The following is a 24476-nucleotide window of genomic DNA, read 5'->3' as shown; positions in this document are numbered from 1 at the left end:
TGGAGTGGGAACACACGAAACTGGACACCGATAGGAGCCGTGATGCTGAACCCAGAGCGGTCAGAACCAGAAGAAAAACAAGCGGCTTAAAACAGGGTTACGCGACAACTATCTTGAAAAACGCCGATGGCGCCAGTCCCCAACAAGGCGCCATCTTTTTCACTCTGCAACCTTAAGCGCACCCCACTTTACCTAAAACACCCAGCAGATGAACAAGTTGACAGCAGCACTTAACAAAAAAGAAAAGAATCTATTCTTTATTCTTGCCAAAGCCGACGGAGAGACACTTTATGCAAAACAAAATATGGCCCCCCAAGATGAGAGAAAAATTATCAAGATGTATCAAGAGAGCGTAGCAACAGGCATGTATATCGTTGCAGACCTAGTTCCAGCAAAGAATGTAAACCGAGCCATGCTAAAGTTCAACCTAATAAAACATCTCAATGAACCACTAATCGCCATCGGCTTGGTTAACTCAATCTTATTGACATCATCCCCAAACATTTCATTGAATTTTTCACTAGCGACCTTTTGTATAATTGGCTTTGCATATAGGAAGGTGAAAATATCAAAATTCAAAAGCAAAACCCTGAAAAATATAGTTATACAAAATACCACAATATAAAAAGATATTTATGTCATCACTCCACTACTTACCACTCCTGATCACTATGCTTGGTAGTACAACACCAAGGGCTATCACTTCTGAAATGGCTGAAAAAAGCATCCAAAAACCAGTTGCAAGGGAAGTCATTATCACTGCCGATATGTTCCCCATATTAACAAGCCAAGTAGATAGAGTTAGTGCAGTGCACTCTATTGAGGAAGATGGCCCCCAGAGAACGATCACAGTGCCTGGTATCGGCACCTTCTCGGCTCCCCAATATTCACTAATGGAGCAGTTTAAGGCAGACAAGTATTGTCAAGAGCTAATCAGCGACGATATCGATAATTGGATTTTGCCCACCGAACAGCAACTACTAGAACTCTATAAAGTCTATCCAAATAATACAATAAGCACAGTATTAAACTGGAACACAGAGAAACCTTATTGGTCACGCACACCTAGTAACTTCGTGCGTTCTCACTACTACAACGTCACTCTTGCACATGGTTCCACGATAAGCGATGTATTTCTCGGCGTGGGGAATTATGTTGTATGTATTTCTAACAATTAATATATAGTTTAGCGTTCTCATCGATTCTGTTTCCTAAATACGCTAGCAAGGTTATGACTGCCCCAGCACCAAGCGACAGCTTATAGTCAGGACAAGGATGTTCAGCTTGTTTATCGCTATCACTTCTCCTTCCTGAGCGTTAGGTTTTCGTTGAGAAAAATTCCAGCCATTAACTGCTTGAGCCAAGATATCCCTGTTTCTGCCAACGAACGATGGTGTTATCTCGATACTTTTTTCCAGTACGCCAAGCTGTACTGGTGTATCGTCTGCACAGTCTCATTTCTGGGGAGGGCAGCTTCCATAATCCCAATCTCTTACGAGGTGGGATTATGTGAGCCACCCCTTTGACTGGCTTTACGGTCATAGCCCCCATTCGCATAAGTGGTGCCCAGCTTACGCAGCAATGGATTGAGCAAGGGCTGTAGCACCTCGCATCATGGACATTTTCCAACGACACAGCCCACGATATTGTTAGTCGCGCTATCTACTGCCAGATGTAACTTGCGTCAGGCTCGCCGCTTCTCGGCACCGTGTTTCTGGCCTTCCACTTGCTCTCACCAAATACCTTAAGGCCAGTTGAATCGCTAACCGGGTCGGAAAGATATCCCATGCCAGGTTGTCGATAGGCTAAGGCCCGCTGGCTGACATAGATATAAGCAGAGCATTCATCAGTTCGAACAGGGAGCCGAGCCGCACATTATGGTCGCGGTGAAACCAGCTGCCCACAGCCTCGACATCAATCCTTGAGGTGAGTGAACCATGGTTAACAGAAGCTTGTTATATAAGGCCTTTTTGTAGGGAAAACGATTTACCTATGATACTGACTTGAAAGAGGGAGAGGGTGGATCACCACGTTCTACGTAAGCTCCCTTCACACCGTATCGATTTAGGCAACAACGCGAAGAAAAAGCCTAGAGATAATTGAGGATTTATCACAACGTGAAGCAGCCCCAGAAAATGAATTTTGTCGCCGCGCCATGCGAGGCCCTGTGATAGTATCCAGCTAATAGAAAGGGCAATTGCGCGATCATGAATCAAGACCAACTTTTACAACGAGCCGAGCGACTCTGTGTACAGCGAGGGATCCGCTTCACCCCGACCCGACGTCAGGTATTTCGCCTGCTGGCGGCACATGGCAACGCCATCAGCGCCTATGATTTGTTGGCTCAACTGCAGCAAACGGAAGCCAACGCCAAACCGCCAACCGTCTACCGGGCACTCGATTTTCTGCTCGAACAGGGCTTTGCCCACAAGGTGGAATCGCTGAACGCATTTATCTTCTGCTGCCACTTCGATCACGCTCACCCGATGCAGCTGCTCATCTGCGATGACTGCGGCGAGGTGGTTGAGCTGCACGACACGGCGATCGATAGCGCGTTTTCCGAGCAGGCCCATCTGCATGGTTTTACTATTACCAATAAGACGATAGAGGCACATGGCCAATGTGCTCGCTGTACGCCCACTGTAGGAAGTCATCATGAAGGCTGATTTTGTAAATCCGTTCCTGCTCTCTCTGCTCAATGTGCTCTCCACCATGGCACAGCTGGAACTCAAACCGGGCAAACCGAAACGCAAGATGGACGAGCTGGCTCGCGGCGATGTCTCAGGTCTGATCGGCATGGTCGGCCCACAGACCCGTGGCTCCCTCTCCATCAGCTTCGAAAAAGGGCTGGCGCTGGAGATCATGCGCCGCATGCTGGGGGAAGCTCCTGCCACCATCAATGAAGAGGTGACCGACATGGTCGGTGAAATCACCAACATGGTGACCGGTGGTGCCAAGCGGATGCTGGGCGAGAAGGGCTACGAGTTTGACATGGCCACTCCGGTTATCGTCTCCGGCCCCAACCACACCATCACTCACCGTGCCGATGGCACCAAGATCATGATGCCTTTCGAATCTGATTTTGGTCGTGCCACCATCGAAATCTGCTTCGAGTAGTCACGATGTGGACTGCCTTGAAATGGTTCTTTATCTGCTGGGCGTTGCTGCTGATCCTCTCTGATATCCAGATCAGCACCTCTCTCTACAAATACGAAGACAATCGGGTAGTCATCAACTTCCCCCGCTGGCAAGCCAAAGCGCCGTGGGGCACCTTCGAATGGCATGCCGGGCGCGTTCAGACCCACTGGTATGGTCTGGATGGCAAGCCCAAGCCGGAAGGCCCGCGCATCTAGTTCGTCTGCTCGAAGACCAATACCAAGAGGCCAGCATCTGCTGGCCTCTTTTGTTATGCGGACGGGTAAATCACCTGTTTACGCTGCCTCGGCAGCCAGATCGCCGACCGGCCGCACCAGCATGCCAAGCAAACAGGCCAGCAGGGTTGGCATCAGCCAGGCGAGCCCCTTGTCAAACAGCGGCAGGAAGGCAAACGCCTCCATCTTCATGCCGGCAGCCCCCAGCCCATCGAGACAGCCAAACAGGAAGGCCACCGCCAGCACGCAGCGGAACGCCAGACGCGGGCGACCAAAATAGCCCTTGAGGAAGGTGACCAGCACCAGCGCGATGGCGACCGGATAGATGGCCACCAGCACCGGAATGGAGAGGCCAATCAACTCGCTCAGCCCCACATTGGCCACCAGCGCACAGAGCGCCCCCAGCAGCATGACCCAGTTGCGATAGGCCCAGCCAGTCAGACCGTGGAAGTAGTCGGCACCGGCACAGAGCAGGCCGACCGCGCTGGTAAAGCAGGCCAACGTGATAATCGCCGCCAGAATGAACTGACCCGGCTGACCAAACAGGCTCAGCACATAGGCATTGACAATGGTGCCGCCATTGCTGATATCGCTCGCCACCCCTTCAGCGCTGTTGCCCAGATGAAAGAGCGAGACATACACCGCCGACAACCCGACCGCCGAGATCAACCCCGCGATGGTCAGATATTTGAACTGGCTGCGATAATCCTCAATCCCCTTCTGGCGCAGCAGGCCGATGATCAGGGCACCAAACATCAGGGAGGCCAGGGTATCCATGGTGTTGTACCCCTCCAGCATCCCCTTGGTCAGGGCTGCGTCTATGTACTCACCGCTGGCATCGGGCATGGTGCCTTGCGGCGCCAAAAAGACCCCGACAGCCAGAATGAGCAGCATCACCATCAGGGCCGGCGTCAGGTACTTGCCGACCGCATCGAGCAGCTTGCCGCGATCGAGCGCCACCAGGATCACCAGCGCAAAGAAGCTCAGGGTATAGAGCAGCAGCCCCCCATGACCGGCATCGCCGAGCCACGGCTTGAGCCCCATCTCGTAGGCAACCAGACCGGTGCGGGGAATGGCAAACGCGGGCCCCATGATGATGTAGATGGCGATGGCCAGCGCAGTGGCGACCCCTGCCGGCAGGTAGCGGGTCAGCTCGGTCCAGCCACCGGCACCACGCCCGGAGCTCCCCTTGGCCACCGCAATCAGGGTGATCAGCGGCAGCCCCACCGCCGTCAGCAGAAAACCGCACATGGCGGCGACCAGATGCTCACCGGCCATAAAACCGGCCAGCGGCGGAAAAATGATATTGCCTGCCCCCAGATAGAAGGCGAACGTCATAAACCCCAATCCGAATACGTCGGACAACTTCAATGATTTCGTCAAACCCAACCTCATCTGCCTTATCAGCTTGTTCTTGTTGATTACACCCACTGCCTGGCAGATAACCTGACAACCATATGCTCGCTTCCCGCTCTCCCCGACAATCGGATGAGGAGCGCCATCCTGAGCATAAAGAAGAGATATTTGATCTCAATCACACATTAATATCTTGAAACAATTTGCTTGGCCAGAATTAATCGCTGAATGACCAGGGTGGGGAAGGAGCTGAAGCGCGGGAGAGAGAAAGGAAGCGGGAAAGCATTCAGCAGCAGTGCAGGGCTCAACAAACAAAAGAGCCTGCACAAGGCAGGCTCTTTGTTCAGAGAGAGGGAAGCTATCAGGCAGCTTCGGCGGCCAGCTTCTCGGCCGGGCGAACCACCATCCCAACCACACAAGCCAGCAGGGTCGGCATCAACCAGGCAAGGCCCTTGTCAAACAGCGGCAGGAAGGCAAACGCATCCATCTTCATGCCGGCAGCACCCAGACCATCCAGGCAACCGAACAGGAAAGCCACCACCAGCACGGCGCGGAACACCAGACGCGGGCGACCGAAGTACCCCTTCAGGAAGGTGACCAGCACCAGCGCCACGGCAACCGGATAGATGGCAACCAGCACCGGAATGGAGAGGCTGATGAGCTGGCTCAGACCCACGTTGGCCACCACGGCGCAGATAACGCCCAGCAGCACGACCAGCTTCTTGTAAGCCATGCCGGTCAGATTGTGGAAGAAGTCGGAGCAGGCGGAGATCAGACCCACGGCAGTAGTGAAACAAGCCAGAGTAATGATGGCAGCCAGAATGAACTGACCCGGCTGACCAAACAGGCTCAGCACATAGGCGTTAACGATGGCGCCACCATTGCTGATGTCGGTCGCCACGCCAGCGGCAGTGTTGCCCAGCTCGAACAGAGAGATGTAGACCACGGAGAGGCCGATGGCAGAGATCAGGCCGGCGATGGCCAGATACTTGAACTGGCTCTGGTAGTCATGGATCCCTTTCTGGCGCAGCAGGTCGACGATCAGGGCACCGAACATCAGGGAAGCCAGGGTATCCATGGTGTTGTAGCCTTCCAGGATCCCTTTCACAAACGGGCTGTTCTGATAGTCACCGGCAGATTCCGGCATGGTGCCCTGCGGCGCCACGAATACCCCGATCGCCAGGGTCAGCAGCAGCACCATCAGCACCGGAGTCAGGTATTTGCCGATGGCGTCCATCAGCTTGCCCTGGTTCATGGAGACCAGCACGGCCACCCCGAAGAAGAGCACAGTGTAGGCAGCCAGACCCGCCTGACCCATGTCACCGATAAAAGGCTTGAGGCCCATCTCGTAGGCCACCAGACCGGTACGGGGAGCCGCAAAGGCCGGGCCGATGATGATGTAGATGGCAACCGCCAGCGCAGTGGCCACGCCCGCAGGCAGCAGTTTGGTCATGCCGGCCCAGCCGTTACCGGCCTTGGCGACGGCAATGATGGTGATGAGCGGCAGGCCCACAGCGGTAACCAGAAAACCCAGCATCGCCAGAGAGAGGTGTTCGCCAGCCATGTAACCAGCGAGCGGCGGGAAGATGATGTTACCGGCGCCCAGGTAGAAGGCGAAGGTCATGAACCCCAATCCGAGTACGTCGGACAACGTGAGTGATTTCTTCAAGTTCAACCTCGTCTGTCTTGTAAATTATTGCTTGTTATAGTTTTTATAGGTCATTGACCAGTTTGTTCATATGGGTAAAAAAAAGAGCCCCGCTTGATTTTTCATCGCGACCAGTGGTTTTGGCTGGTCTGGAGCGGGTGCTCGATCTGGAACCAGCATAATGGCATGAAAAAATAGTTCAAGACGAAATTTACATCTTCAAATAGAAGGGGCTGGTCAGTTGGATATATCTGTCGGAATAGGCTCCATCAGCAGAATGGATCACAATATCCCCCCTTTCACACCTGTTTAATCCTCTGCCAAGTCGCAATAAAACACGATTTGCCTCTTTACCCTCTCTGGTGATAACAGCTGTATAACAAATGCCATGCAGATCATAATCCGCCGAGATGAATGAAATTTCATCAGCCATGGCCGTCGGCAGCACCAATGCCACCTCGCCATTCGGGGCCAGCAGTCGGTCGCAGGCAGCAAGCAGTGCATGGCTGTCGAGGGCACCGGTATGGCGGGCCATCGCCCGCGCCGGATCGCTAAATGACTGGCCTGCCACGAAGTAAGGGGGGTTGGAGACAATCAGATCGTAAGGGTCGGCCTGATACTCCTGCACCGCGCTTTCGGTGATGGTCACGCGATCGGCCCAGGGGGAGGCGGCGACGTTCTCTCTGGCCTGGATCACTGCATCACTATCCAGCTCCACCCCGTCGATATGGCAGTCAGATCTGCTGCGCTGGGCCAGCATCAGGGCGATGAGGCCGCTGCCGGAGCCGATATCGAGCACCCGGCGCGCCTGTTCGACCGGGGCCCAGGCACCGAGCAGGATGCCGTCGGTGCCCACCTTCATGGCGCAGCGATCGTGATTGATATGGAACTGTTTGAAGGTAAAACCGCGACTACGCCCCATCTGGCCCCCGTCATCTGCAAAAATGGTTGGCGATTATAGCGACTAAGCCACACTCGCCATAGGAGCCGACGAGATAATCGCCTATAATCTGCCGTTTCCTTAATGACCGAGTATTGCCATGAGCCAGTCCTTTGATGATTTCGACCTGCACCCTGCCCTCAACCGGGCTTTGGCCGAGATGGGATTCACCCGCCCCACTACCATCCAGCAGATGGTACTGGAGCCAGCCCTGGACGGCCGCGATATTCTGGCATCCGCTCCGACCGGTACCGGCAAGACCGCCTCTTTCCTGCTGCCGGCACTTCAGCACCTGCTGGACTTCCCGCGCCGCAAGCCGGGCCCCTGCCGCATGCTGATCCTGACCCCGACCCGCGAGCTGGCGCTGCAGGTGACTGCCCACGCCAAGGCGCTGGCGGCCCACACCAACCTCAGCATCGAGACCATCATCGGCGGCGTCAGCCATGAAGAGCAGCTGCCTGCCCTGACCAAAACCACCGACATCGTGGTCGCCACCCCGGGCCGTCTGCTCGAGTACATCGAGAAAGAGGAGTTCGAGAGCCACGACATCGAGGTGCTGGTGCTGGACGAAGCGGATCGCATGCTGGACATGGGCTTCATCAAGGATGTGAACCGCATCGTAGAAGAGGCGCGCTACCGCAAGCACACCATGCTCTTCTCCGCCACCCTGGAAGGGGCCGGCCTCGAGAAGTTCGCCAGCGAAATCCTCAAAGACCCGGTGGAGCTGCACGCCGAGCCGCCGCGCAGCGAGCGTCGCCCCATCACCCAGTGGATCCATCTGGCCGATGACGCCGCCCACAAGCTGGCGCTGCTGACCCACATCCTGAAAAACCCGGAAACCCAGAAGGCGATCATCTTCGTCAAGACCCGCGAGCGTCTGGCGGAGCTCTCCGGCCAGCTGCAGGCGGCAGGCATCTCCTGCGCCTGGATCCGCGGCGAGATGGAGCAGAGCAAGCGTATCGAGTCGATCCGCAAGTTCCACGAAGGTGAAGTGCCCTTCCTGATCGCCACCGACGTCGCCGCCCGCGGCATCGACCTGCCGAACGTCAGCCATGTCATCAACTACGACATGCCCTACGGCGCCGATGTCTACGTCCACCGGATCGGCCGTACCGGCCGCGCCGGCAACCGTGGCTGCGCCATCAGCCTGGTGGAAGCCCACGACATGGCGATGGTCGCCAAGATCGAGCGCTACACCGAAGAGCGCCTCAAGCGCCGGGTGATCGACGAGCTGCGCCCCAAACATAAAGAGGCGCGGGTGCCGGTGAAGAAGAAAAAGCCGGTCGACAAGAAGAAGTCCGCCAAGAAGAAAAAGAAGAAGTGATCGCCTGGCGATAAAGAGAAGGGCCATCCCGCGAGATGGCCCTTCTGCATTCTGTCTATCTGGCAAATCGGAGCTGTATTGCTCCGGGCTCGCCACCGCCGTTGCAGGGCGATTTGCAGCCAGAACGGCTCACTATAAATTTAATTTATGGGTTTTAGGGAAATGACCTAACCAAAACTTATAGTGAACCTCATCCGGTCATTTGAGCATGAATCTGCCCGCCAGACCCCCTGCCGGGCCATCGCCCGATCCGGGCAACGAATCACGCGAATGCTGCCGGCCTGTCAGGCCACCGTCTTGCGCATGCCGATATGGGGGATATCGTCCTCGACATACCCCTCCCCCTCGGCCACAAAACCGTGCTGGCCGTAGAAGCCCTGCAGATGGGCCTGCGCCCCCAGCCAGATGCTGTGGGTCGGCCAGCGCGCCTCGCACGCCTTGACCGCTTCGCTGATCAGCTTATGACCAAGACCACCGCCACGCGCCTTGGGCGAGGTCACCACCCGACCGATGGCGGCGCCGCTCTCGTCGCCGATGCCGGGCGCCATGATCCGCGCATAGGCGGCCAGCAGATCGCCCTGATAGCCGAGCAGGTGCCAGACCCCCTCGCGGCGATCGAGCCCGTCCAAATCCTGAAAGGGGCAGGTCTGCTCCACCACGAACACCTCGGCCCGCAGCGCCAGCAACTCATACAACTCGTCAGTGGTCAGTTCAGACCAGGGTTTCAGGATCCAGTTCATCGGCAACTCCTTATCAGTTCGGCCTGCCAGCATAATCGTGGCGCCCGCCCCCTGCATTAACCTTTGTTAAGTTCTTTCAGTCGCTTGCGAATGCGACTAAGGCTGATGGGAGTAATGCCGAGATAGGCGGCGATCTGGTGGTCGGGCACTCTGGCATCGAGCGCGGGAAAGCTGTCGAGAAAGTGCTGATAGCGCGCCTGCGGGCTGCCGGTCAGCAGCAACTGCTCCTTCTCCTCCTTGATGCGCAGCTGTACCTCCAACAGGTGCTGGTACCAGCGCGGCCAGCCGGGCAACTGGCGCAAGTCGGCCAGACTGAACAGCTGCAAACGGCAGGGCTCCAGCGCCTCCACGCTGTAGCGGGCCGGCTCGCCACTGAGCAGGTGGTGGAAGTCGAGAAACTCGTCCCCCTCCCAGTAGAACTCCTTGATGTACTCGCGGCCATCCTCCAGCACCAGCTTGGCCCGCAGCAGCCCCTGCTCCACCCTGACCAGCAGATCCGGGCTGTCGCCGGCGTGCCAGAGGCAGCTTTTCGGGCTGAGAGTCAGCGGGCGGGCAAAAGAGAGGAGGCGCGCGGCCTCCTCTTTATCTGCGACCTGCGCCCAATCGAAGGGGGGTCTGTCAGTCAGCATGATCAAGCACGGCGCTGACGCACGGCTTCAAACAGGCAGACGCCGGTTGCCACCGAGACGTTGAGGCTGGATACCGCCCCCGCCATCGGGATGCTCACCAGCTCGTCGCAGTGCTCGCGAGTCAGACGGCGCATGCCCTTACCTTCAGCCCCCATCACCAGCGCCATCGGGCCGGTCAGTTTGGCCTGATAGAGGTCGTGATCGGCCTCGCCAGCGGTGCCGACGATCCAGACGCCGCGCTCCTGCAGCTCGCGCAGGGTGCGGGCCAGGTTGGTGACCTGGATCAGCGGCACCACTTCGGCGGCGCCACAGGCGACCTTGCGCACAATCGGGGTCAGGCCGGTGGCCTTGTCGCGCGGCACAATCACCGCGTGCACCCCGGCGGCATCGGCGCTGCGCAGGCAGGCGCCGAGGTTGTGCGGGTCAGTCACGCCATCCAGCACCAGCAGGAAGGGCTGGCTCTGTTGTGCCGCCAGCTCGTCCAGCAGGCTGGCCAGATCGTGCTCGGCCAGCTTCGGCGCCTCTTTCACCCGGGCCATGATGCCCTGGTGATTGTTGCCTTCCGCTTTGTCATCAAGGGTCTTGCGGTTCACGCTCTGCACCCGCAAGCCGAGGGACTCCAGCTCGGCCAGCAGGGGTTGCAGCCGGTCGTCATCCCGCCCTTTCAGCGCCCACACTTCGATAAAGCGCTCCGGGGTGCGCTCCAGCAGCGCGGTGACAGCGTGAATGCCGTAGATCAGTTCAGTACTCATTTAGTGCTCTTGGCCTTATCGCGAGCTTTTTTGCCCGGTCGTCTGTTGCTGGGTTTGGCACGGCCACCCTTGGCGGGTTTGCCGCTCTCCTTGCCATCTTTCTCTTTGCGCTTTTCGTGGCGCTCGGCGCTCTTGGCCTTCTCCTTCTTGATCTCGGCCATCTTGCGAACTGCCTGCTTGGCGTTCTTGCCGGTGATCTTGAGGGGCTCTTCCACCATCACGAAGTCGATCTTGCGATCGTCCAGATTGACGCCCATCACCTTGACCCGCACCTTGTCGCCCAGACGGTAGCGACGGCGGAAGTTCTCGCCGATCAGCTGCTGGTGCAACGGGTCGAACTGGTAGTAGTCGTTGGTGAGGGTGCTGACGTGCACCAGACCGTCGATGTGGATCTCGGCCAGACGCACGAAGAAGCCAAAGCCGGTGACGCTGGCGATAACGCCGTCGAACTCGTCACCCACGTGATCCAGCATGTACTCGCACTTGAGCCAGTCGGCCACATCGCGAGTGGCATCGTCGGCACGGCGCTCGGTCATGGAGCAGTGCTCGCCCATCGGGTCCACTTCTTCCAGCTGGTAGTGGTAACCACCGCTCGGGGTCCACTTGTGGCGCAGGTTGGCCTGCTGCTCCTTGGCGGTCTGATACTTGATCGCGCGGTGCAGGATGAGATCGGGGTAACGACGGATCGGCGAGGTGAAGTGGGCGTAGGACTTCAGGGCCAGACCGAAGTGACCTATGTTGTCGGCCTGATAGATGGCCTGACGCATGGAGCGCAACAGCATGGTGGAGAGCAGCTCCGCATCCGGGCGCCCTTCAAACTTGGCAGCCAGCTCGGCGAAATCCTTCGGCTCGGGCTCGAGACCGCCCTTGAGCTCCAGACCCAGTTCAGCCAGGAAGTCACGGAAACCGGTCAGACGCTCTTCGCCCGGACGGTCGTGCACCCGGAACAGGGCGGCGGCTTCGTTCTTCTCGATGTAGCGAGCGGCAGCCACGTTCGCCTGGATCATGCACTCTTCGATGATCTTGTGGGCGTCGTTGCGCACCAGCGGCACGATGCGGTCGATCTTGCGCTGGGCGTTGAAGATGAAGCGAGTCTCCTCGCTCTCGAACTCCACCGCGCCGCGCTGATGACGAGCCTGTTTGAGCGCCTTGTAAAGGTTGTTGAGCTCCTCGATATGGCCCACCAGCGGGTCATACTGCTGACGCAGCTTGGGATCCCCGTCAAGGATCGCCGCCACCTTGGTGTAGGTCAGACGGGCGTGAGAGTTCATCACCGCTTCGTAGAACTTGTAGCCGGACATGCGGCCAGAGGCGGAGATGGTCATCTCGCACACCATACAGAGGCGGTCAACCTGCGGGTTGAGCGAGCAGAGACCGTTGGAGAGCACCTCCGGCAACATGGGCACCACGAACTCGGGGAAGTAGACCGAGTTGCCGCGCTGATAGGCTTCAGTGTCGAGGGCGGTGCCCGGCTTCACGTAGGCAGATACGTCGGCAATGGCAACCCACAGGCGCCAGCCGCCACCACGCTTGGCTTCACAGAATACGGCGTCATCGAAGTCACGGGCATCTTCCCCGTCGATGGTGACCAGCGGCAGGGCACGCAGGTCGATACGGCCCTCTTTGGCCTTCTCCGGCACCTGCTCGCCGAGACCGGCGACCTCTTTGGTCACCTCTTCCGGCCAGGTATGCGGAATGCCGTGGGTACGCAGGGCGATTTCGATCTCCATGCCGGGCGCCATGTTCTCACCCAGCACCTCCAGCACGGTACCGACCGCGTTGAAGCGCGCAGTGGCGCGCTGGTTGATGCGCACAACCACGACCTGGCTCTGGCGAGCCCCCTTGTTCTCCCCTTCCGGGATGATGATGTCCTGACCGATGCGGCTGTCGTCAGGCACCACGAAACCGACGCCGTTCTCGACGAAGTAACGGCCGACAATATCCGCCTCGCGGGATTTGAGCAGACGCACCAGACGCGCCTCCTGGCGTCCCTTGCGGTCGATTTCAGTCGGCTGCACCAGCGCATAGTCGCCGTGCATTAGACGCTGCATTTCGCGGTTGTTGAGGAACAGATCCGGGCCACCACCCTCGGGACGCAGGAAACCGAAGCCATCCTTGTGGCCGAGTACATAGCCTTTCACCAGATTCAGGCGATCCGGCAGGGCATAACACTGGTTGCGCGTGAAGACCAGCTGTCCATCGCGCTCCATGGCACGCAGACGGCGACGCAGGGCTTCCAGTGGCTCTTCATCGGTCAGCTTGAGAACCTTGGCCAGCTCTTCCCGTGACATGGGTTTTTCGTGGCCCTTGATGAGGTCGAGGATCATCTCGCGACTGGCGATGGGATTCTCGTATTTTTCGGCCTCGCGTTCGAGGAAAGGATCTTTTTGAGACATAAGCAGGCCTTAGGGTAGGTGGTAACGGTGCCATTATATCGGAGGGGGGGGCGAATGGCATCCATCGGCTGCCTTTTGGCCAATCTCTCTGTCATACTATCTTCAGTTCGCTGGCATGATGAGACACAGAACTCATGAGTAAGGACACATTTGCCCAATCTGCCGCCTATCTCAAGCAGGCAGTCCCCCTGATGATCAAGTACCAGATCCCCACGACGCCGGATAACTATCACCTCTGGTACAACTACGTTGCGGCCAGCATGCCCGAGCTCAATCAGGCGATCGATCAGGCGGTCAAGCTGCAGGGCACCTGCTCCCTCACCACCTGCGAGCGCCTCTACCACCAATATCTGGCGGCTCAGGACGAGAAGCAGATGGAGGCAATGAAGCTCAACCTCGCCGCCATGGCCAACGAGCTGGGCCACTCCATGCAGGATGCCATCTCGGATACCGGCATGTTTCAGGAGATGCTCGACAAGAGTTTTGACAAGCTGAGCCGTATCGACGACGAGGGTTTCAGTCTGGAAGACACCATGGGGATCCTGCGGGATCTGGTGCGCGAATCGCGGGATGTGCGTATGTCGACCATGCACTTTCGCAACCAGCTCAGCAATGCCGAAAAAGAGATCAAGGAGCTGCGGGCGGCACTCAACGAGACCCGCAAACTGGCCAACGAGGATGCCCTCACCAGCCTGCTAAACCGGCGTGCCTTTGACCTTGAACTGGAGAGCCTGATCCGCAGCCAGCAGCCCTTCTCGCTGATCCTCGCCGACATCGACCGCTTCAAGAACTTCAACGACGAATATGGTCACCTGCTTGGCGATCAGGTACTGCGTGCCTTCAGCAAACGACTGCGCGATGCCTGCAAGGAGGGCGTGACCGCCTATCGGCTGGGTGGCGAAGAGTTCGCCATGCTGGTGCCCCATCGCAATCTCGCTCTGACCCGACAGATGGCAGAGAGCATGCGCCGCGCCATCGAGCGGATGTCGATTCTGGATCGCAAGTCAGGCCGACGTATCGATCACATCACCGCCTCGTTCGGCGTGGGCGAGTTCAACGGTCAGGAGAGTGCCGACTGTCTGGTCGAACGAACCGACAAGCTGCTCTACAAGGCCAAAGAGCTTGGCCGTAACCGGGTCATGCCACTTCCCTCCTGAGAGACGTCGAATTGCCGGATCTTCCCCAATAGAAAAGCCAGTCAGATCACTGACTGGCTTTTCTTCATCTCTTACCGATGCCGCCGGGCGGCATCGGTCAGACGATTACTGCTGGGCCTCTGTGACCCCTTCCACTTTCACTTCGACACGGCGATCCGGAGCCAGGCAGACGATCAGCTCGCGCTTGGACTTGCTGACACAGCTGTCGCCGGTAACCGGGGAAGCCTTGCCACGCCCTTCCACATTGACCTTGCTGGCCGGGATCCCTTTGCCAACCAGATAGTTGGCAACAGTCTGGGCACGCTGCTCGGAGAGCTTCTGGTTGTAGGAGTCAGAGCCAATGCGGTCGGTGTAACCAATCACGGTGGCGACGCCATCCTTCGGACGCGCAGACTCAATCTGGCTGTAGAGGTTGTCCAGAGCCTCGCTGGCTTTCGGCTTCAGCGTTGCCTTGTTGAAGTCAAACAGCACGTCGGAGCTCAGGGTGAACTGCTTCTCGACAATAACAGGCTCGGGAGCGGGTGCCGGCGCAGGTGCCGGTGCGGCAACCACGGGAGCAACCTGACCGAAGCGATAGACTGCGCCCAGCGAGAGCAGGCCGTTGTCCATACGCAGACCGGTGTCGTCACGGCTGCCATACGGAGTGGAGTATTGATACTCGAGGCGAGCAGCCCAGTCGCGGTTGAAGGCATATTCAGCACCCAGCGCACCTACGACAACAAAGCGGCTGTCGCTTCCCTCGCCGCTGTTGTCAGCCCAGCCATAGCCACCACCTACACGGCCGTAGAGGTCCAGGCTCTCGGTCACCGGGAAGCCCAACTTCAGGGTCAGTTGCGCCAGTTGCGCCTTCACGGAGTCGTTAAATGCTGTGCCGGTTGATTTCTCTACGGCATCAAACTTGTACTTGCCCAGATAGTCATAACCCAGCTCAACACCCAGATTCTTGTTAACCTGATAGCCGCCAAACACACCGGCGCCCAGAGCATCATTGGTCTCATTGCCAAGAGTAAAAGCGTTGCTTTCATCAATGCCATAGAAGTTGGACCAGCCCAGTTTGGCACCGCCATACCAGGTGTTGTCCTGACCGGCCGCCTGTGCGTTGGCAGCGAGCAAACCGGTAACCAGTAAGGTAATCAATGATTTTTTCATGTCTTAGCCTCTGCAACTTTATGTAGGAGGAGGTTGATTGATATCACCTCGTCTTATAGGCGCAATCGCACAAACACGATCGCAGCATATCAACGTTAGCCTATTTTCAAGTGCCTGATATCAATTAACAAATAACACTTTAACTCAATGACACCACAAAAACAGCAACAAATGTCTGTTATTTGACCAAGAAAGGGATGAATGCATCATTCTGCGGGGAAACGGGCCAGCCTGTCGCCGGCCCGGAAGGGTTGTTACTGACGGATGAACTCGTAGTTCTGCTCGATAAAATCGGCCACACGCTGACCCAGAACTTTATGCACGGTACGAGTCGGGTGTACCTGATCCCAGAACATGTTGCCCTCGCAATTGGCTGTCATGGCCGCCCGCATCAACTCGGGGCTGACCACAGCCTGTGCCAGGATCGGGTTGCTCGCAATGGCAAGCTGCTCCGGCAGCGTCAGCGCCACCGCTTTCGGCATCTTGGCAAAGGGCTTCCAGACATAGCCACCGCCGTAGCAGGCATGTTCGATATCACTGAGCCCGAACTGCTGCGGGTCGCGCACCATCTCGTCAAACTGCTTGTCGACTTCGAACAGCTTCACGATGCCAAGAGGGGCAAGCTCGTTGGTGAGCGCCTGCAACCGCTGGTTATGGTATTTGGCTACATGGCGTACCTTGTCGACCACCTTCATGCTGTGAGCCGACGGGGTCTGCCCCAGATCCGGAATGTTGAACAGAAGTATCTGTTTGGCGCCATTTAAAACCAGATTATTCGCTGCCGCCTGAATGGTGGCTACCACCCGATCTGCATCCTTCTCCTTGTTCCAGCCATAGGCCAGATAGTCGTTGGCCCCCACCCAAATCACCACCAGATCATCGGGGCGGAACTTGTCTTTTTTCAGGAACTGTTTGATCTCGTACTCCAGGTTGTTGATCACCTGATACTTGGGATCCCAGGACCAGAAACCAAGCCAGCCATTCAGGGGGCCAAGGTGGTTATAGGCCACCGCAGTTGCACCGCCTTCAGCCTCGTTGGCCAGCTTGAGCCCCGGAAAATGCTCTTGTTGCAACACTTCCAGCCAGACTGGCCCATTACTGAAACGCCCCTTGAAATAGGGGGGACTGGAGGGGAGATACCCTTTCATCTTCTGGTACATTTTGCCGGTATCGGAGAGGCTGTCGCCAAACATCACGATACGGGAAAAGGCAGGACGCTCGACCGCCTGAACGGTCAATGCCATCAACCCCAATAAACAAACAAGCCACTTTTTCATATTGTTATTCTCATTGTTCGGCAAGGGTTACCCTTGCTCGCTTTCCTCGAACGAAGATCTCTTTGGGAAGAAGCAGATCTCCACTGACGCCTGATCAAGACGACAGATTAACGAGCTGGCTAAACCTTCACCTACTCTTTCGCGCAATAGAATCGATTGCGCTCACAAAACAGGCGTTCTCTTATTCCATTTTCACCCCATTTCGGCTGCTGCCACAGTCGGAAAAAGCGCGTACTTTTTGTGCTCTATCCCCTTCTCGCAAATAAAACGGATGCTTTCACGCTTGTTTCACGCCCCCCTCCGCACAATGCCCCCATCCCAACGACAGGAGCATGAAATGAACAAAGCAAGCGCAGCCATTATCGGAATGTTGACCCTGATGTCCGTATCCTCTTTCGCCATGGCGGCCTACACGGGCCCGATGGAACAGAACAAGGTCTCCGTGGCGCAACTCAAGGATCTGGCCGATGACAGCTGGGCCACGCTGGAGGGCAAGCTGGTCAAACACCTCGGCGGTGAAAACTACCTGTTCCGCGACGAGAGCGGTGAAGTAGAGGTCGAGGTAGACGAGAAGGTATGGCGCGGCACCGAGGTAGGGCCGGACGACCTGATCCGCATCCGTGGCGAAGTGGACCACAGCTGGAACAAGACCGAGCTTGATGTGGAAAGTCTGGAGAAAGTGGGCGCGGCGCCCAAGGCTAAAGGCGGCTTCATCGCCAAGTAAGGCCGGAATGATCCTTGACTGACCAGACGTAAAAAAGGGCGCTGTTGAAAGCGCCCTTTTTCATTTTCCGTTCTGCCGCTGCGACCCGTTAACCGGAACGGCTGGCAAATGTTCGCTTGAACCCCTTCTCGGCCTGATTGACCTTGTAGAGATAGCGACGAGCTTCTGCCTTGGGATGCTGCTCGGTCAGCACCTGATACACCGCCTCGGGTGAGAGCTGGTTGATCATGCTGGGAGCCGCCTTGCGATCGCTTGAGAAGGTGTTGAGCACCCCGCCAGCCCCACCGTTATAGGCGGAGATCACCGCATAGCGACGGGATTGGGGATCCTGAATATCCGACAGATAGACGGTCTGCAGCAGATGCAGATAGGCAGTCCCGACATCGATGTTGTAGGCCGGATTGAACAGGTCTTCCCGGGTCGGTTGACCGCTCTTGCCCTTGACCCGCACATAGACGTCGCGCCCAGCCGTCGCCGGAATGACCTGCATCAGGCCATAAGCATTGGCATGGCTCACCGCATAGGGGTTGAAGCTGCTCTCGGTCTTGATCACCGCATAGATCAGACTTTCAGAGACCCCGTATTTGCGGGAGGCTTCACGGATCAGGCTGGCGTACTTGTAGCCCCGTCTGTCTTCGTGGTTGGCCACCATGGGGATATCGACGAAGAAGATGGTGCGAATACCAAGGGTGCGCTTCTTCATCGCCGTGTTGAGCAGGTAGTCGGCGTAACGTTCGGCACGCCAGGATGCCCGAATGGGCTGACGCTGATTGTCCACCACCTGGCCATAAAGGAAAGGCTCGCCACCGGGCATGATCTCCCGGTCGGAGTAAAGATCCACTTCGGCCGGATCGTCCGGTGTCAGCAGGGTCTCGACAATGGCACGACGCAGGTGAGCACGGGGATCTATGCCAGATACCGTCTCGACCATGATATGGCCGCTGGAGAAGTCGATGTGGGCACGGCTCTTGTACTGATCCGTGTATTTGACGTAGTCATACTTGCCCGCAAACAGCGCCTCTCGCCCCCATATTTCGTTCACGTTATGGGAGAGCGCACTGATCATGTGTTCAAAGCCGCGGATGTCCTTGCCGTTGACGAGATCGTCATCCTCATTCCCGCTGGGCTTGGGAGAAGATGAACAGGCAGAGAGAAACAGCAGGGTGCACAGCAGCCAGAAAATTCGGCCCATAGGATCCTCAAACAGGGCGGCAGTGCCGCCCATCATTCATATGCCGCGAGTAAACAAGGGGAGGCTGACCACCTTTGGCTCCACTCCCCGCTCACAGGTACTACAGCTCGATGGCTTACTGGCTGGGAGGGGTATAACCCTCGATCTGCACTTCACCCGCTTCAAACAGGTAGCTGACCATCTCTTTTTCCAGCAATTGACGATGCTCAAGATTCATCATATTGAGCTTTTTTTCGTTGATCAGCATCACCTGCTTCTTCTGCCACTCGGCCCAGGCTTCCTTGCTGATGTTGTCAAAAATCCGCTTGCCGAGTTCACCCGGGTAGAGTTGAAAATCCAGGCCCGGGCCCTCTTTTTTCAGGCGTTGGCAAAATACAGTACGGCTCATGTTGACCTCTATGGTTGTAGCTCCGGATAGGCGAGCAGACGGGCCGTGGCGGCCGCCAGCCCCACCTCGGCAGGATGGCGTAAGTTATACCAGAGTCGGTTATCTGCTTCCATGAGGCGCAGCGCTGGCGCAGCCTCAATCTCGATCAGCAGCGGCTGGATATCGAGGTGGAAGTGACTGAATGTATGGCGAAAACCGGCCAGTTCCCGATAACCGTGATGACTCAGGCCAAGGGACGTCAGCAGACCCTCCACCTCCGCCAGCGAGGCGACCTGCGGGAAGCAGTAGAGCCCACCCCAGATCCCCTGCGGCGGCCGCTTCTCCAGCAGCAGTTCGTCGCCATGGCGGATCAGCAGCATGATGCCATCCCGTGCCGGAATGCTCTTCTTCGGCTTGCTGTTGGGGTAGGCTGTCGGGTTGCCTTGCGACAGCCCCTGGCAATCGGCCCGCACCGGGCAACGTTCACAGGCAGGCTTGCTGCGAGTGCAGATCGTTGCCCCGATATCCATCATCGCCTGATTGTATTGCGCCACGCCCAGCTTGGGAGTGAGCCGGATAGCGATCTCCCACAGCTCGTTCTCAACCTGCTTCTGGCCGGGCCAGCCCGGCAGCGCCAGCCAGCGGGTGAGTACCCGCTTCACATTGCCATCAAGGATGGCGTGAGGCTGACCGAGAGAGAGCGACAGCACGGCCCCGGCGGTTGAGCGACCAATGCCCGGCAGCGCCATCACCTCGTCAAAGCGCTCGGGAAAGAGGCCGTGGTGATGATCGCGGATCTGCTGGGCCGCCTTGTGCAGGTTGCGGGCCCGGGCGTAGTAGCCCAATCCGGTCCAGTGATGCAGCACCTCGTCCACGGGGGCATCGGCCAGCGCCACCACATCGGGGAAGCGCGCCATAAAACGCTGGTAATAGGGGATCACGGTAGCGACCTGGGTCTGCTGCAGCATGATCTCCGAAACCCAGACCCGGTAAGGAGTCTTCTCCTGCTGCCAGGGCAGGCTCTTGCGGCCATGAAGCTCATACCACTCCAGAACCCGGCTTGCGAAGGTTGATTGATTCACGTTGTTCTCATGTCGTTGATATATAGGGAACTCTGCGGTTCCTTCGGCTCATTTTGGCTGTTCGTTAGTAAGGCCATTGCGCAATACAGAGCCAGCCGTCTGGTGCGGCAGGGTAAGGCCTCGTCACGCCCAAGTCAAAGCCCTGCTGCCACACTCGATTACCCCACATTTTCCCGGTCACGGTCGGGCAGCAATGCAGTAACAAAGACGATATACTCGGCCCCACGATTGTTGACGGGAGAGATGGTTTGCAGACTTATCTGGTTGGGGGCGCAGTACGGGATCGCCTGCTGGGATTGCCGCAGGGCGACAGGGATTATCTGGTGGTCGGCGCCACTGTGGAGCAGATGCTGGCGCTGGGCTTTACCCAGGTCGGTCGCGACTTTCCCGTGTTTCTTCACCCCAAAACCCAGCAGGAGTATGCCCTCGCCCGTACCGAACGCAAGCAGGGTCAGGGCTACACCGGCTTTGTCTGCCACGCAGCCCCCGATGTGACGCTCGAGCAGGATCTGCTGCGCCGGGATCTCACCATCAACGCCATCGCCGAAGATGAACAGGGAGAGATCCACGATCCCTACGGTGGCATCGAGGATTTGGAAAAGCGGCTGCTACGCCACGTATCCCCCGCCTTTGCCGAAGATCCGTTGCGCATCCTGCGGGTCGCCCGCTTCGCCGCCCGCTTCCACGCTCAGGGCTTTACCATCGCGCCGGAAACCCTCGCCCTGATGAGCGAGATGACGGCCGCTGGCGAGCTGGCCCACCTCACGCCGGAGCGGGTCTGGAAGGAGCTGGAAAAAGTGCTGCTGGGGCCGACCCCGCAGATCTTTATCGAGGTGCTGCGCCAGTGCGGCGCCCTCAAGGCGCTCTTCCCAGAGATTGATGCGCTGTTTGGCGTCCCCGCCCCGGCCAAGTGGCACCCGGAGATCGACACCGGCATCCACACCCTGATGGTACTGGAGCAGGCGTGCCGGATCTCCCCGGAATTGACCGTCCGCTTTGCCGCCCTCTGCCACGACCTTGGCAAGGGAGTAACCCCCAAGGAGTTCTGGCCAAGCCATCACGGTCACGGCCAGAAGGGGCTGCCGCTCATTCGCGCCCTGTGCGAACGGTTCCGGGTACCCAACGAGTGCCGGGATCTGGCGCTGCTGGTGAGCGATCTGCACACCCACATCCACATCGCCTTTGAACTCAAGCCCGCTACCCTGCTCAAGGTGTTCGACAAGGCAGATGCCTGGCGCCGCCCCGAGCGCTTTGCCCAGCTGCTGGATGCCTGCCGCGCCGACTTCCATGGCCGCACCGGTTTCGAGGAGAGGGTCTACGCCGAGCCGGACTACGTAGCCGAAGCGTTGGCAGCCGCCCAGGCAGTGCCGGTCAAAGAGATAGTGGCTGCCGGTTACAAGGGGGAAGAGATCAAGGAGCTGCTCGCCAAAAAGCGGACCGATGCCATCAGCCGCATCAAGGATGAGTGGACCTTTATCGAGGAGTAACCCCTGCCCCGGCGCAAATACAGACGGCCGTACTGACAAGGCTCCCGCAGGAGACCTCACCAGTACGGCCGTTTTGTCATCAAGCAGTGTTCAGACTGGCGGTTTACGCCGGGCCGATGCGCTCGAGCAAGCTCATATGGGATGAGCCATCGTGGCGCTTGAGGTTCTGACGATACTCGAACTGGCGCTGGCTCTCCTGTTTGAGCCCCAGCATCAGCGAATAGCACATCGCCAGCATGATCACCGAGAAGGGCAGCGCGGCTATGATGCTGGCCGCCTGCAGGGCGGCAAGACCGCCGGAGACCAGTAAAATCGCAGCGACCAGCCCCTGGCCCAGCCCCCAGAGCGCGCGGTGGGGCACCGGAGGATCCTGATCACCGATGGAGAGCAGGGTCGTAATCACCAGCGTGCCCGAGTCACTGGAGGTAATGAAGTAGGTGCAGATAAGCAGGGTCAGCACGCCCTTGGCAATCCAGCCGAAGGTCTCCCAGTGCAGCAGCTCGACCGTCTTGTAGAGCGCCAGCGTCACATCCTGATTGACCGCCGCGACCACGCCGCCGCCGCCAAACAACTCCAGATTCATTGCCGTACCGCCAAACACGGTGAGCCAGAACATGCCGAGCAACGAAGGCACCAACAGCACGCCGAGCACGAATTCACGGATGGTACGCCCCTTGGAGATGCGGGCGATAAACATGCCGACAAACGGCGCCCAGGCAATCCACCAGCCCCAGTAAAACGCCGTCCAGCTCGACTGCCAGGCCGAGGTGCCATTGGCTTCGGTGTTGGTCCAGAAGCTCAGCTTGACGATGTTCTGCAGGTAATCACCGATGTTCTGCACATAGGCGTTGAGGATATAGGTGGTCGGCCCCAGCACCAGAAAGAGCGCGAGCACGAACACGCTCAACCAGATATTGAGTTCGGAGAGGATCTTCACCCCGCGCCCGACCCCGGAGACCGCCGAGAGGGTGGCGATCAGGCTGATACCACCGATAAGCCAGAGTTGGTTCGTCTGCGATACTTCCATGCCAAACATCTGGTTGAGGCCGGTATTCATCTGGGAGACCCCCAGTCCAAGGGAGGTCGCCACCCCGAACACGGTGCCGAACACCGCCAGCACGTCAGCGGCGTGGCCCCAGAAGCCGTAGATGCGATCGCCGAGCAGCGGATAGAGCACGGAACGAATGGCCAGTGGCAGCTTGCGCCGATAGCTGAAGAAGGCGAGCGACAAGCCGACGATCACATAGATTGCCCATGGATGGAGGCCCCAGTGGAAAAAGGTGAGGCGCATGGCGATCTGGGCCGCCTCCGGGGTCATCCCTTCGGTAATAAAAGGGTTGCCCTGCAGGTGGTTCATCGGCTCGGCGATGCTCCAGAACACCAGCCCGATCCCCATGCCCGCGCTAAACAGCATGGAGAACCAGGCGAAGTAGCCGAACTCCGGTACCTGGTCGTCGTCGCCCAGCCGGATGTTGCCGAAACGGCTGAACATCAGGTAGACGGCGAAGAACAGGAACAGGGCGACCACCAGAATGTAGTACCACTTAAACCCGGCAATAATCTGATCCTTGGCCCCGACAAACCAGCTGGCGGCCGTCTCGGGGACAAAGACCCCGAACAGCAGAAACAGGGTGATAACGGTCAACGCCGTCATGGCCATGGTGGGGTTGAGGCCTTTAAATAGCCCTTTGCTTGCTCTCATCCAGCCTCCTTAGTCGTTGTTGAAAAACTCTTCGCCCACGTGATCACCGGCACCACCGATGGCGCGATAGACCAGCTTGCCTGCCGCTTGTTCACGGTGATCCACCAGGGTGACCGAGGGCTGACCGTTCACGGCGTGGCGTTTGCCGAGGAAGATGGCCATGGGCACGCCCAGATTGGAGATACCGCTGGTGATCCAGAGCCGGTTGAAGTCGTAGGAACCGCCGATGAACTCCAGCTGGGCCAATCCGGTATCGAGGCCGGTCAGATAGAACTGCATGGCGCTTTCGTCAGGAAAGAGGTGCACCAGCACATAGGCGTAGCGCAATTCGTTCACCAACTCCTTTAGGTTGAAAGTACCCGTCTCGCTACAGGAGAGCGGCAGTTCGCCGTCGTAGTGGTGAACCTTGAGGTTGTTCGGGTCTTCATCATAGGTGGGCTGATAGCGAACAAAGGCTGACGTATCAGGCAGTTCATAGCGAACCCGCACGACTTTCAGGCCGCTGACCAGGGTCTTGATATCCAGTTCATTGGTCATGTTTACTCCTCTCTTGTCAGGTTAAACAGCGCAAAGAGGGGCTAAACTAACACAAAATTAATTTGAACATAAACCATTTGAGTGATAACTATATTGACCTTTTTATCTACCGGGAGCAGAATTTTCCCCCTTTCAACCCGACTTCCTACTCCGACACCATGGAAAAACATGATGAAGTGCTGGTAGCGCTGCGCCAGATCATTCGTGCCATCGACATGCACTCCAAGCGCTTGATCAAGGAGGCGGGTCTCACCTCGCCACAACTCTTGCTGCTCAAAGGGATTGATGAGCTGGGCCAGATCTCCATGCGTCAGCTGGCCGACCACACCAACATGAGTCAGGCCACCGCCACCACCATCATGGATCGCCTCGAGAGCCGTCAGCTGGTACAGCGCGTTCGCAGCGAGACCGACAAGCGCAAGGTACACGCGACCCTGACCGATGCCGGACGCGCCCTGCTGGCCGAGGCGCCGACACCACTGCAAGAGAGCTTTATCCAGCGTTTTCAATCCCTTGAAACCTGGGAACAGACCCTGCTGCTCTCCTCCCTGCAGCGCATCTCCGCCATGATGAATGCCGACGGGATAGATGCCGCCCCGGTGCTGAGCGTCAGCCCCCTGACCGCCGAGCAGGCATAAAAAAAGCT

At 57.9% G+C, this 24476-nt stretch carries 24 protein-coding genes; 10 read left to right on the top strand and 14 right to left on the bottom strand.

Translation table 11 applies throughout. The features are described 5' to 3' along the window. Window positions 1–208 precede the first annotated feature (208 nt). The 5 genes from AAHA41_RS18680 to AAHA41_RS18660 all read left to right on the top strand — a co-directional run bounded on the left by AAHA41_RS18680 (window position 209) and on the right by AAHA41_RS18660 (window position 3353). Window positions 209–625, top strand: a complete 417-nt coding sequence (locus AAHA41_RS18680; protein ID WP_323070896.1) for a hypothetical protein — start codon at window positions 209–211, stop codon at window positions 623–625. A 10-nt stretch (window positions 626–635) separates the two neighbouring features. After that, the gene (locus AAHA41_RS18675; RefSeq protein WP_323070895.1) at window positions 636–1178 is read left to right on the top strand and encodes a hypothetical protein; all 543 of its coding nucleotides are present in this window, start codon (window positions 636–638) and stop codon (window positions 1176–1178) included. 1029 nt (window positions 1179–2207) lie between these two features. Further along, the gene (gene zur / locus AAHA41_RS18670; RefSeq protein WP_041209211.1) at window positions 2208–2666 is read left to right on the top strand and encodes a zinc uptake transcriptional repressor Zur; all 459 of its coding nucleotides are present in this window, start codon (window positions 2208–2210) and stop codon (window positions 2664–2666) included. Continuing rightward, window positions 2656–3117, top strand: coding sequence for a chemotaxis protein CheX (locus AAHA41_RS18665; RefSeq protein ID WP_033115052.1), 462 nt, complete (start codon window positions 2656–2658; stop codon window positions 3115–3117). The genes zur and AAHA41_RS18665 overlap by 11 nt, the downstream gene beginning before the upstream one ends. 5 nt (window positions 3118–3122) lie before the next feature. Beyond that, window positions 3123–3353 (top strand): hypothetical protein, encoded by a 231-nt coding sequence (locus AAHA41_RS18660; RefSeq protein WP_041209212.1) that lies wholly within the window; start codon window positions 3123–3125, stop codon window positions 3351–3353. A gap of 78 nt (window positions 3354–3431) precedes the next feature. On the opposite strand, the gene brnQ (AAHA41_RS18655) is transcribed toward AAHA41_RS18660, so the two are convergent. The 3 genes from brnQ (AAHA41_RS18655) to AAHA41_RS18645 form a co-directional block, all read right to left on the bottom strand. Continuing rightward, complete coding sequence (brnQ, locus tag AAHA41_RS18655) at window positions 3432–4709, bottom strand: branched-chain amino acid transport system II carrier protein (protein ID WP_323070898.1); 1278 nt, start codon at window positions 4707–4709, stop codon at window positions 3432–3434. 379 nt (window positions 4710–5088) lie between these two features. Beyond that, window positions 5089–6396: a branched-chain amino acid transport system II carrier protein gene (brnQ, locus tag AAHA41_RS18650; RefSeq protein ID WP_323070894.1), complete on the bottom strand. Its 1308-nt coding sequence runs from the start codon at window positions 6394–6396 to the stop codon at window positions 5089–5091. A 190-nt stretch (window positions 6397–6586) separates the two neighbouring features. Then, window positions 6587–7297, bottom strand: a complete 711-nt coding sequence (locus AAHA41_RS18645; protein WP_323070893.1) for a tRNA1(Val) (adenine(37)-N6)-methyltransferase — start codon at window positions 7295–7297, stop codon at window positions 6587–6589. Window positions 7298–7415: 118 nt separating this feature from the next. Between AAHA41_RS18645 and srmB the strand changes: the two genes are divergently transcribed. Beyond that, window positions 7416–8639, top strand: a complete 1224-nt coding sequence (srmB, locus tag AAHA41_RS18640; RefSeq protein ID WP_043849690.1) for an ATP-dependent RNA helicase SrmB — start codon at window positions 7416–7418, stop codon at window positions 8637–8639. Window positions 8640–8923: 284 nt separating this feature from the next. Here srmB and AAHA41_RS18635 read toward each other — a convergent pair whose 3' ends face one another. The 4 genes from AAHA41_RS18635 to rnr are packed head-to-tail and all read right to left on the bottom strand — an operon-like array spanning window position 8924 to window position 13156. Beyond that, window positions 8924–9379, bottom strand: a complete 456-nt coding sequence (locus AAHA41_RS18635; protein WP_203132000.1) for a GNAT family N-acetyltransferase — start codon at window positions 9377–9379, stop codon at window positions 8924–8926. A 56-nt stretch (window positions 9380–9435) separates the two neighbouring features. Next, the gene (locus tag AAHA41_RS18630; RefSeq protein ID WP_108612042.1) at window positions 9436–10008 is read right to left on the bottom strand and encodes a Crp/Fnr family transcriptional regulator; all 573 of its coding nucleotides are present in this window, start codon (window positions 10006–10008) and stop codon (window positions 9436–9438) included. A gap of 2 nt (window positions 10009–10010) precedes the next feature. After that, window positions 10011–10760 (bottom strand): 23S rRNA (guanosine(2251)-2'-O)-methyltransferase RlmB, encoded by a 750-nt coding sequence (rlmB, locus tag AAHA41_RS18625; protein ID WP_040067006.1) that lies wholly within the window; start codon window positions 10758–10760, stop codon window positions 10011–10013. Continuing rightward, window positions 10757–13156, bottom strand: a complete 2400-nt coding sequence (gene rnr, locus AAHA41_RS18620) for a ribonuclease R (RefSeq protein WP_041209218.1) — start codon at window positions 13154–13156, stop codon at window positions 10757–10759. The genes rlmB and rnr overlap by 4 nt, the downstream gene beginning before the upstream one ends. 134 nt (window positions 13157–13290) lie before the next feature. On the opposite strand from rnr, the gene AAHA41_RS18615 reads away from it, so the two are divergent. After that, window positions 13291–14313, top strand: a complete 1023-nt coding sequence (locus AAHA41_RS18615; protein WP_033115062.1) for a GGDEF domain-containing protein — start codon at window positions 13291–13293, stop codon at window positions 14311–14313. Window positions 14314–14418: 105 nt separating this feature from the next. On the opposite strand, the gene ompA is transcribed toward AAHA41_RS18615, so the two are convergent. Both ompA and AAHA41_RS18605 read right to left on the bottom strand, forming a co-directional pair. Further along, window positions 14419–15462 carry a porin OmpA gene (gene ompA, locus AAHA41_RS18610; RefSeq protein WP_076495796.1) on the bottom strand — a complete coding sequence of 348 codons (1044 nt, stop codon included), beginning with the start codon at window positions 15460–15462 and terminating at the stop codon, window positions 14419–14421. 254 nt (window positions 15463–15716) lie between these two features. Then, window positions 15717–16739 (bottom strand): SGNH/GDSL hydrolase family protein, encoded by a 1023-nt coding sequence (locus tag AAHA41_RS18605; protein WP_323070892.1) that lies wholly within the window; start codon window positions 16737–16739, stop codon window positions 15717–15719. Window positions 16740–17076: 337 nt separating this feature from the next. Between AAHA41_RS18605 and AAHA41_RS18600 the strand changes: the two genes are divergently transcribed. Then, on the top strand, window positions 17077–17463 hold the full coding sequence (locus tag AAHA41_RS18600) for a NirD/YgiW/YdeI family stress tolerance protein (RefSeq protein WP_033115065.1): 387 nt from the start codon (window positions 17077–17079) through the stop codon (window positions 17461–17463). Between the two features lie 88 nt (window positions 17464–17551). On the opposite strand, the gene mltC is transcribed toward AAHA41_RS18600, so the two are convergent. The 3 genes from mltC to mutY form a co-directional block, all read right to left on the bottom strand. Then, on the bottom strand, window positions 17552–18655 hold the full coding sequence (mltC, locus tag AAHA41_RS18595; RefSeq protein WP_071912927.1) for a membrane-bound lytic murein transglycosylase MltC: 1104 nt from the start codon (window positions 18653–18655) through the stop codon (window positions 17552–17554). A 115-nt stretch (window positions 18656–18770) separates the two neighbouring features. After that, a complete protein-coding gene (locus AAHA41_RS18590; protein ID WP_041209221.1) occupies window positions 18771–19043 on the bottom strand; it encodes an oxidative damage protection protein in 273 nt (90 codons plus the stop codon). 8 nt (window positions 19044–19051) lie between these two features. Continuing rightward, window positions 19052–20104, bottom strand: a complete 1053-nt coding sequence (gene mutY, locus AAHA41_RS18585) for an A/G-specific adenine glycosylase (protein WP_104016624.1) — start codon at window positions 20102–20104, stop codon at window positions 19052–19054. 248 nt (window positions 20105–20352) lie between these two features. Here mutY and AAHA41_RS18580 point away from each other — a divergent pair, with 248 nt between their 5' ends. Beyond that, window positions 20353–21591 carry a multifunctional CCA addition/repair protein gene (locus AAHA41_RS18580; RefSeq protein ID WP_323070891.1) on the top strand — a complete coding sequence of 413 codons (1239 nt, stop codon included), beginning with the start codon at window positions 20353–20355 and terminating at the stop codon, window positions 21589–21591. 103 nt (window positions 21592–21694) lie between these two features. Here the strand turns inward: AAHA41_RS18580 and AAHA41_RS18575 are convergent, their stop codons facing one another. Both AAHA41_RS18575 and AAHA41_RS18570 read right to left on the bottom strand, forming a co-directional pair. Beyond that, a complete protein-coding gene (locus tag AAHA41_RS18575; RefSeq protein WP_042032611.1) occupies window positions 21695–23293 on the bottom strand; it encodes a BCCT family transporter in 1599 nt (532 codons plus the stop codon). Between the two features lie 9 nt (window positions 23294–23302). Further along, window positions 23303–23830 (bottom strand): hypothetical protein, encoded by a 528-nt coding sequence (locus AAHA41_RS18570; protein ID WP_323070890.1) that lies wholly within the window; start codon window positions 23828–23830, stop codon window positions 23303–23305. Between the two features lie 158 nt (window positions 23831–23988). Between AAHA41_RS18570 and AAHA41_RS18565 the strand changes: the two genes are divergently transcribed. Further along, on the top strand, window positions 23989–24468 hold the full coding sequence (locus AAHA41_RS18565; protein ID WP_041209315.1) for a MarR family transcriptional regulator: 480 nt from the start codon (window positions 23989–23991) through the stop codon (window positions 24466–24468). The last annotated feature ends 8 nt before the right edge of the window (window positions 24469–24476 follow it).

Origin of the sequence: Aeromonas sp. SER, assembly GCF_038739615.1 — a bacterium.
Lineage (GTDB): Bacteria > Pseudomonadota > Gammaproteobacteria > Enterobacterales > Aeromonadaceae > Aeromonas > Aeromonas jandaei.
The sequence above is the reverse complement of the archived record's forward strand: the minus strand, read 5'-3'. Positions and strand labels throughout refer to the sequence as shown.

What these genes read in the sequence shown, in the direction of transcription:
- AAHA41_RS18680 (WP_323070896.1), top strand. Translation starts at nt 209, where the DNA reads ATGAACAAGTTGACAGCAGCACTTAACAAAAAAGAAAAGAATCTATTC.
- AAHA41_RS18675 (WP_323070895.1), top strand. Translation starts at nt 636, where the DNA reads ATGTCATCACTCCACTACTTACCACTCCTGATCACTATGCTTGGTAGT.
- zur (WP_041209211.1), top strand. Translation starts at nt 2,208, where the DNA reads ATGAATCAAGACCAACTTTTACAACGAGCCGAGCGACTCTGTGTACAG.
- AAHA41_RS18665 (WP_033115052.1), top strand. Translation starts at nt 2,656, where the DNA reads ATGAAGGCTGATTTTGTAAATCCGTTCCTGCTCTCTCTGCTCAATGTG.
- AAHA41_RS18660 (WP_041209212.1), top strand. Translation starts at nt 3,123, where the DNA reads ATGTGGACTGCCTTGAAATGGTTCTTTATCTGCTGGGCGTTGCTGCTG.
- brnQ (WP_323070898.1), bottom strand. Translation starts at nt 4,709, where the DNA reads ATGACGTTCGCCTTCTATCTGGGGGCAGGCAATATCATTTTTCCGCCG.
- AAHA41_RS18645 (WP_323070893.1), bottom strand. Translation starts at nt 7,297, where the DNA reads ATGGGGCGTAGTCGCGGTTTTACCTTCAAACAGTTCCATATCAATCAC.
- srmB (WP_043849690.1), top strand. Translation starts at nt 7,416, where the DNA reads ATGAGCCAGTCCTTTGATGATTTCGACCTGCACCCTGCCCTCAACCGG.
- AAHA41_RS18635 (WP_203132000.1), bottom strand. Translation starts at nt 9,379, where the DNA reads ATGAACTGGATCCTGAAACCCTGGTCTGAACTGACCACTGACGAGTTG.
- AAHA41_RS18630 (WP_108612042.1), bottom strand. Translation starts at nt 10,008, where the DNA reads ATGCTGACTGACAGACCCCCCTTCGATTGGGCGCAGGTCGCAGATAAA.
- rlmB (WP_040067006.1), bottom strand. Translation starts at nt 10,760, where the DNA reads ATGAGTACTGAACTGATCTACGGCATTCACGCTGTCACCGCGCTGCTG.
- rnr (WP_041209218.1), bottom strand. Translation starts at nt 13,156, where the DNA reads ATGTCTCAAAAAGATCCTTTCCTCGAACGCGAGGCCGAAAAATACGAG.
- AAHA41_RS18615 (WP_033115062.1), top strand. Translation starts at nt 13,291, where the DNA reads ATGAGTAAGGACACATTTGCCCAATCTGCCGCCTATCTCAAGCAGGCA.
- ompA (WP_076495796.1), bottom strand. Translation starts at nt 15,462, where the DNA reads ATGAAAAAATCATTGATTACCTTACTGGTTACCGGTTTGCTCGCTGCC.
- AAHA41_RS18605 (WP_323070892.1), bottom strand. Translation starts at nt 16,739, where the DNA reads ATGAAAAAGTGGCTTGTTTGTTTATTGGGGTTGATGGCATTGACCGTT.
- AAHA41_RS18600 (WP_033115065.1), top strand. Translation starts at nt 17,077, where the DNA reads ATGAACAAAGCAAGCGCAGCCATTATCGGAATGTTGACCCTGATGTCC.
- mltC (WP_071912927.1), bottom strand. Translation starts at nt 18,655, where the DNA reads ATGGGCCGAATTTTCTGGCTGCTGTGCACCCTGCTGTTTCTCTCTGCC.
- AAHA41_RS18590 (WP_041209221.1), bottom strand. Translation starts at nt 19,043, where the DNA reads ATGAGCCGTACTGTATTTTGCCAACGCCTGAAAAAAGAGGGCCCGGGC.
- AAHA41_RS18575 (WP_042032611.1), bottom strand. Translation starts at nt 23,293, where the DNA reads ATGAGAGCAAGCAAAGGGCTATTTAAAGGCCTCAACCCCACCATGGCC.
- AAHA41_RS18570 (WP_323070890.1), bottom strand. Translation starts at nt 23,830, where the DNA reads ATGACCAATGAACTGGATATCAAGACCCTGGTCAGCGGCCTGAAAGTC.
- AAHA41_RS18565 (WP_041209315.1), top strand. Translation starts at nt 23,989, where the DNA reads ATGGAAAAACATGATGAAGTGCTGGTAGCGCTGCGCCAGATCATTCGT.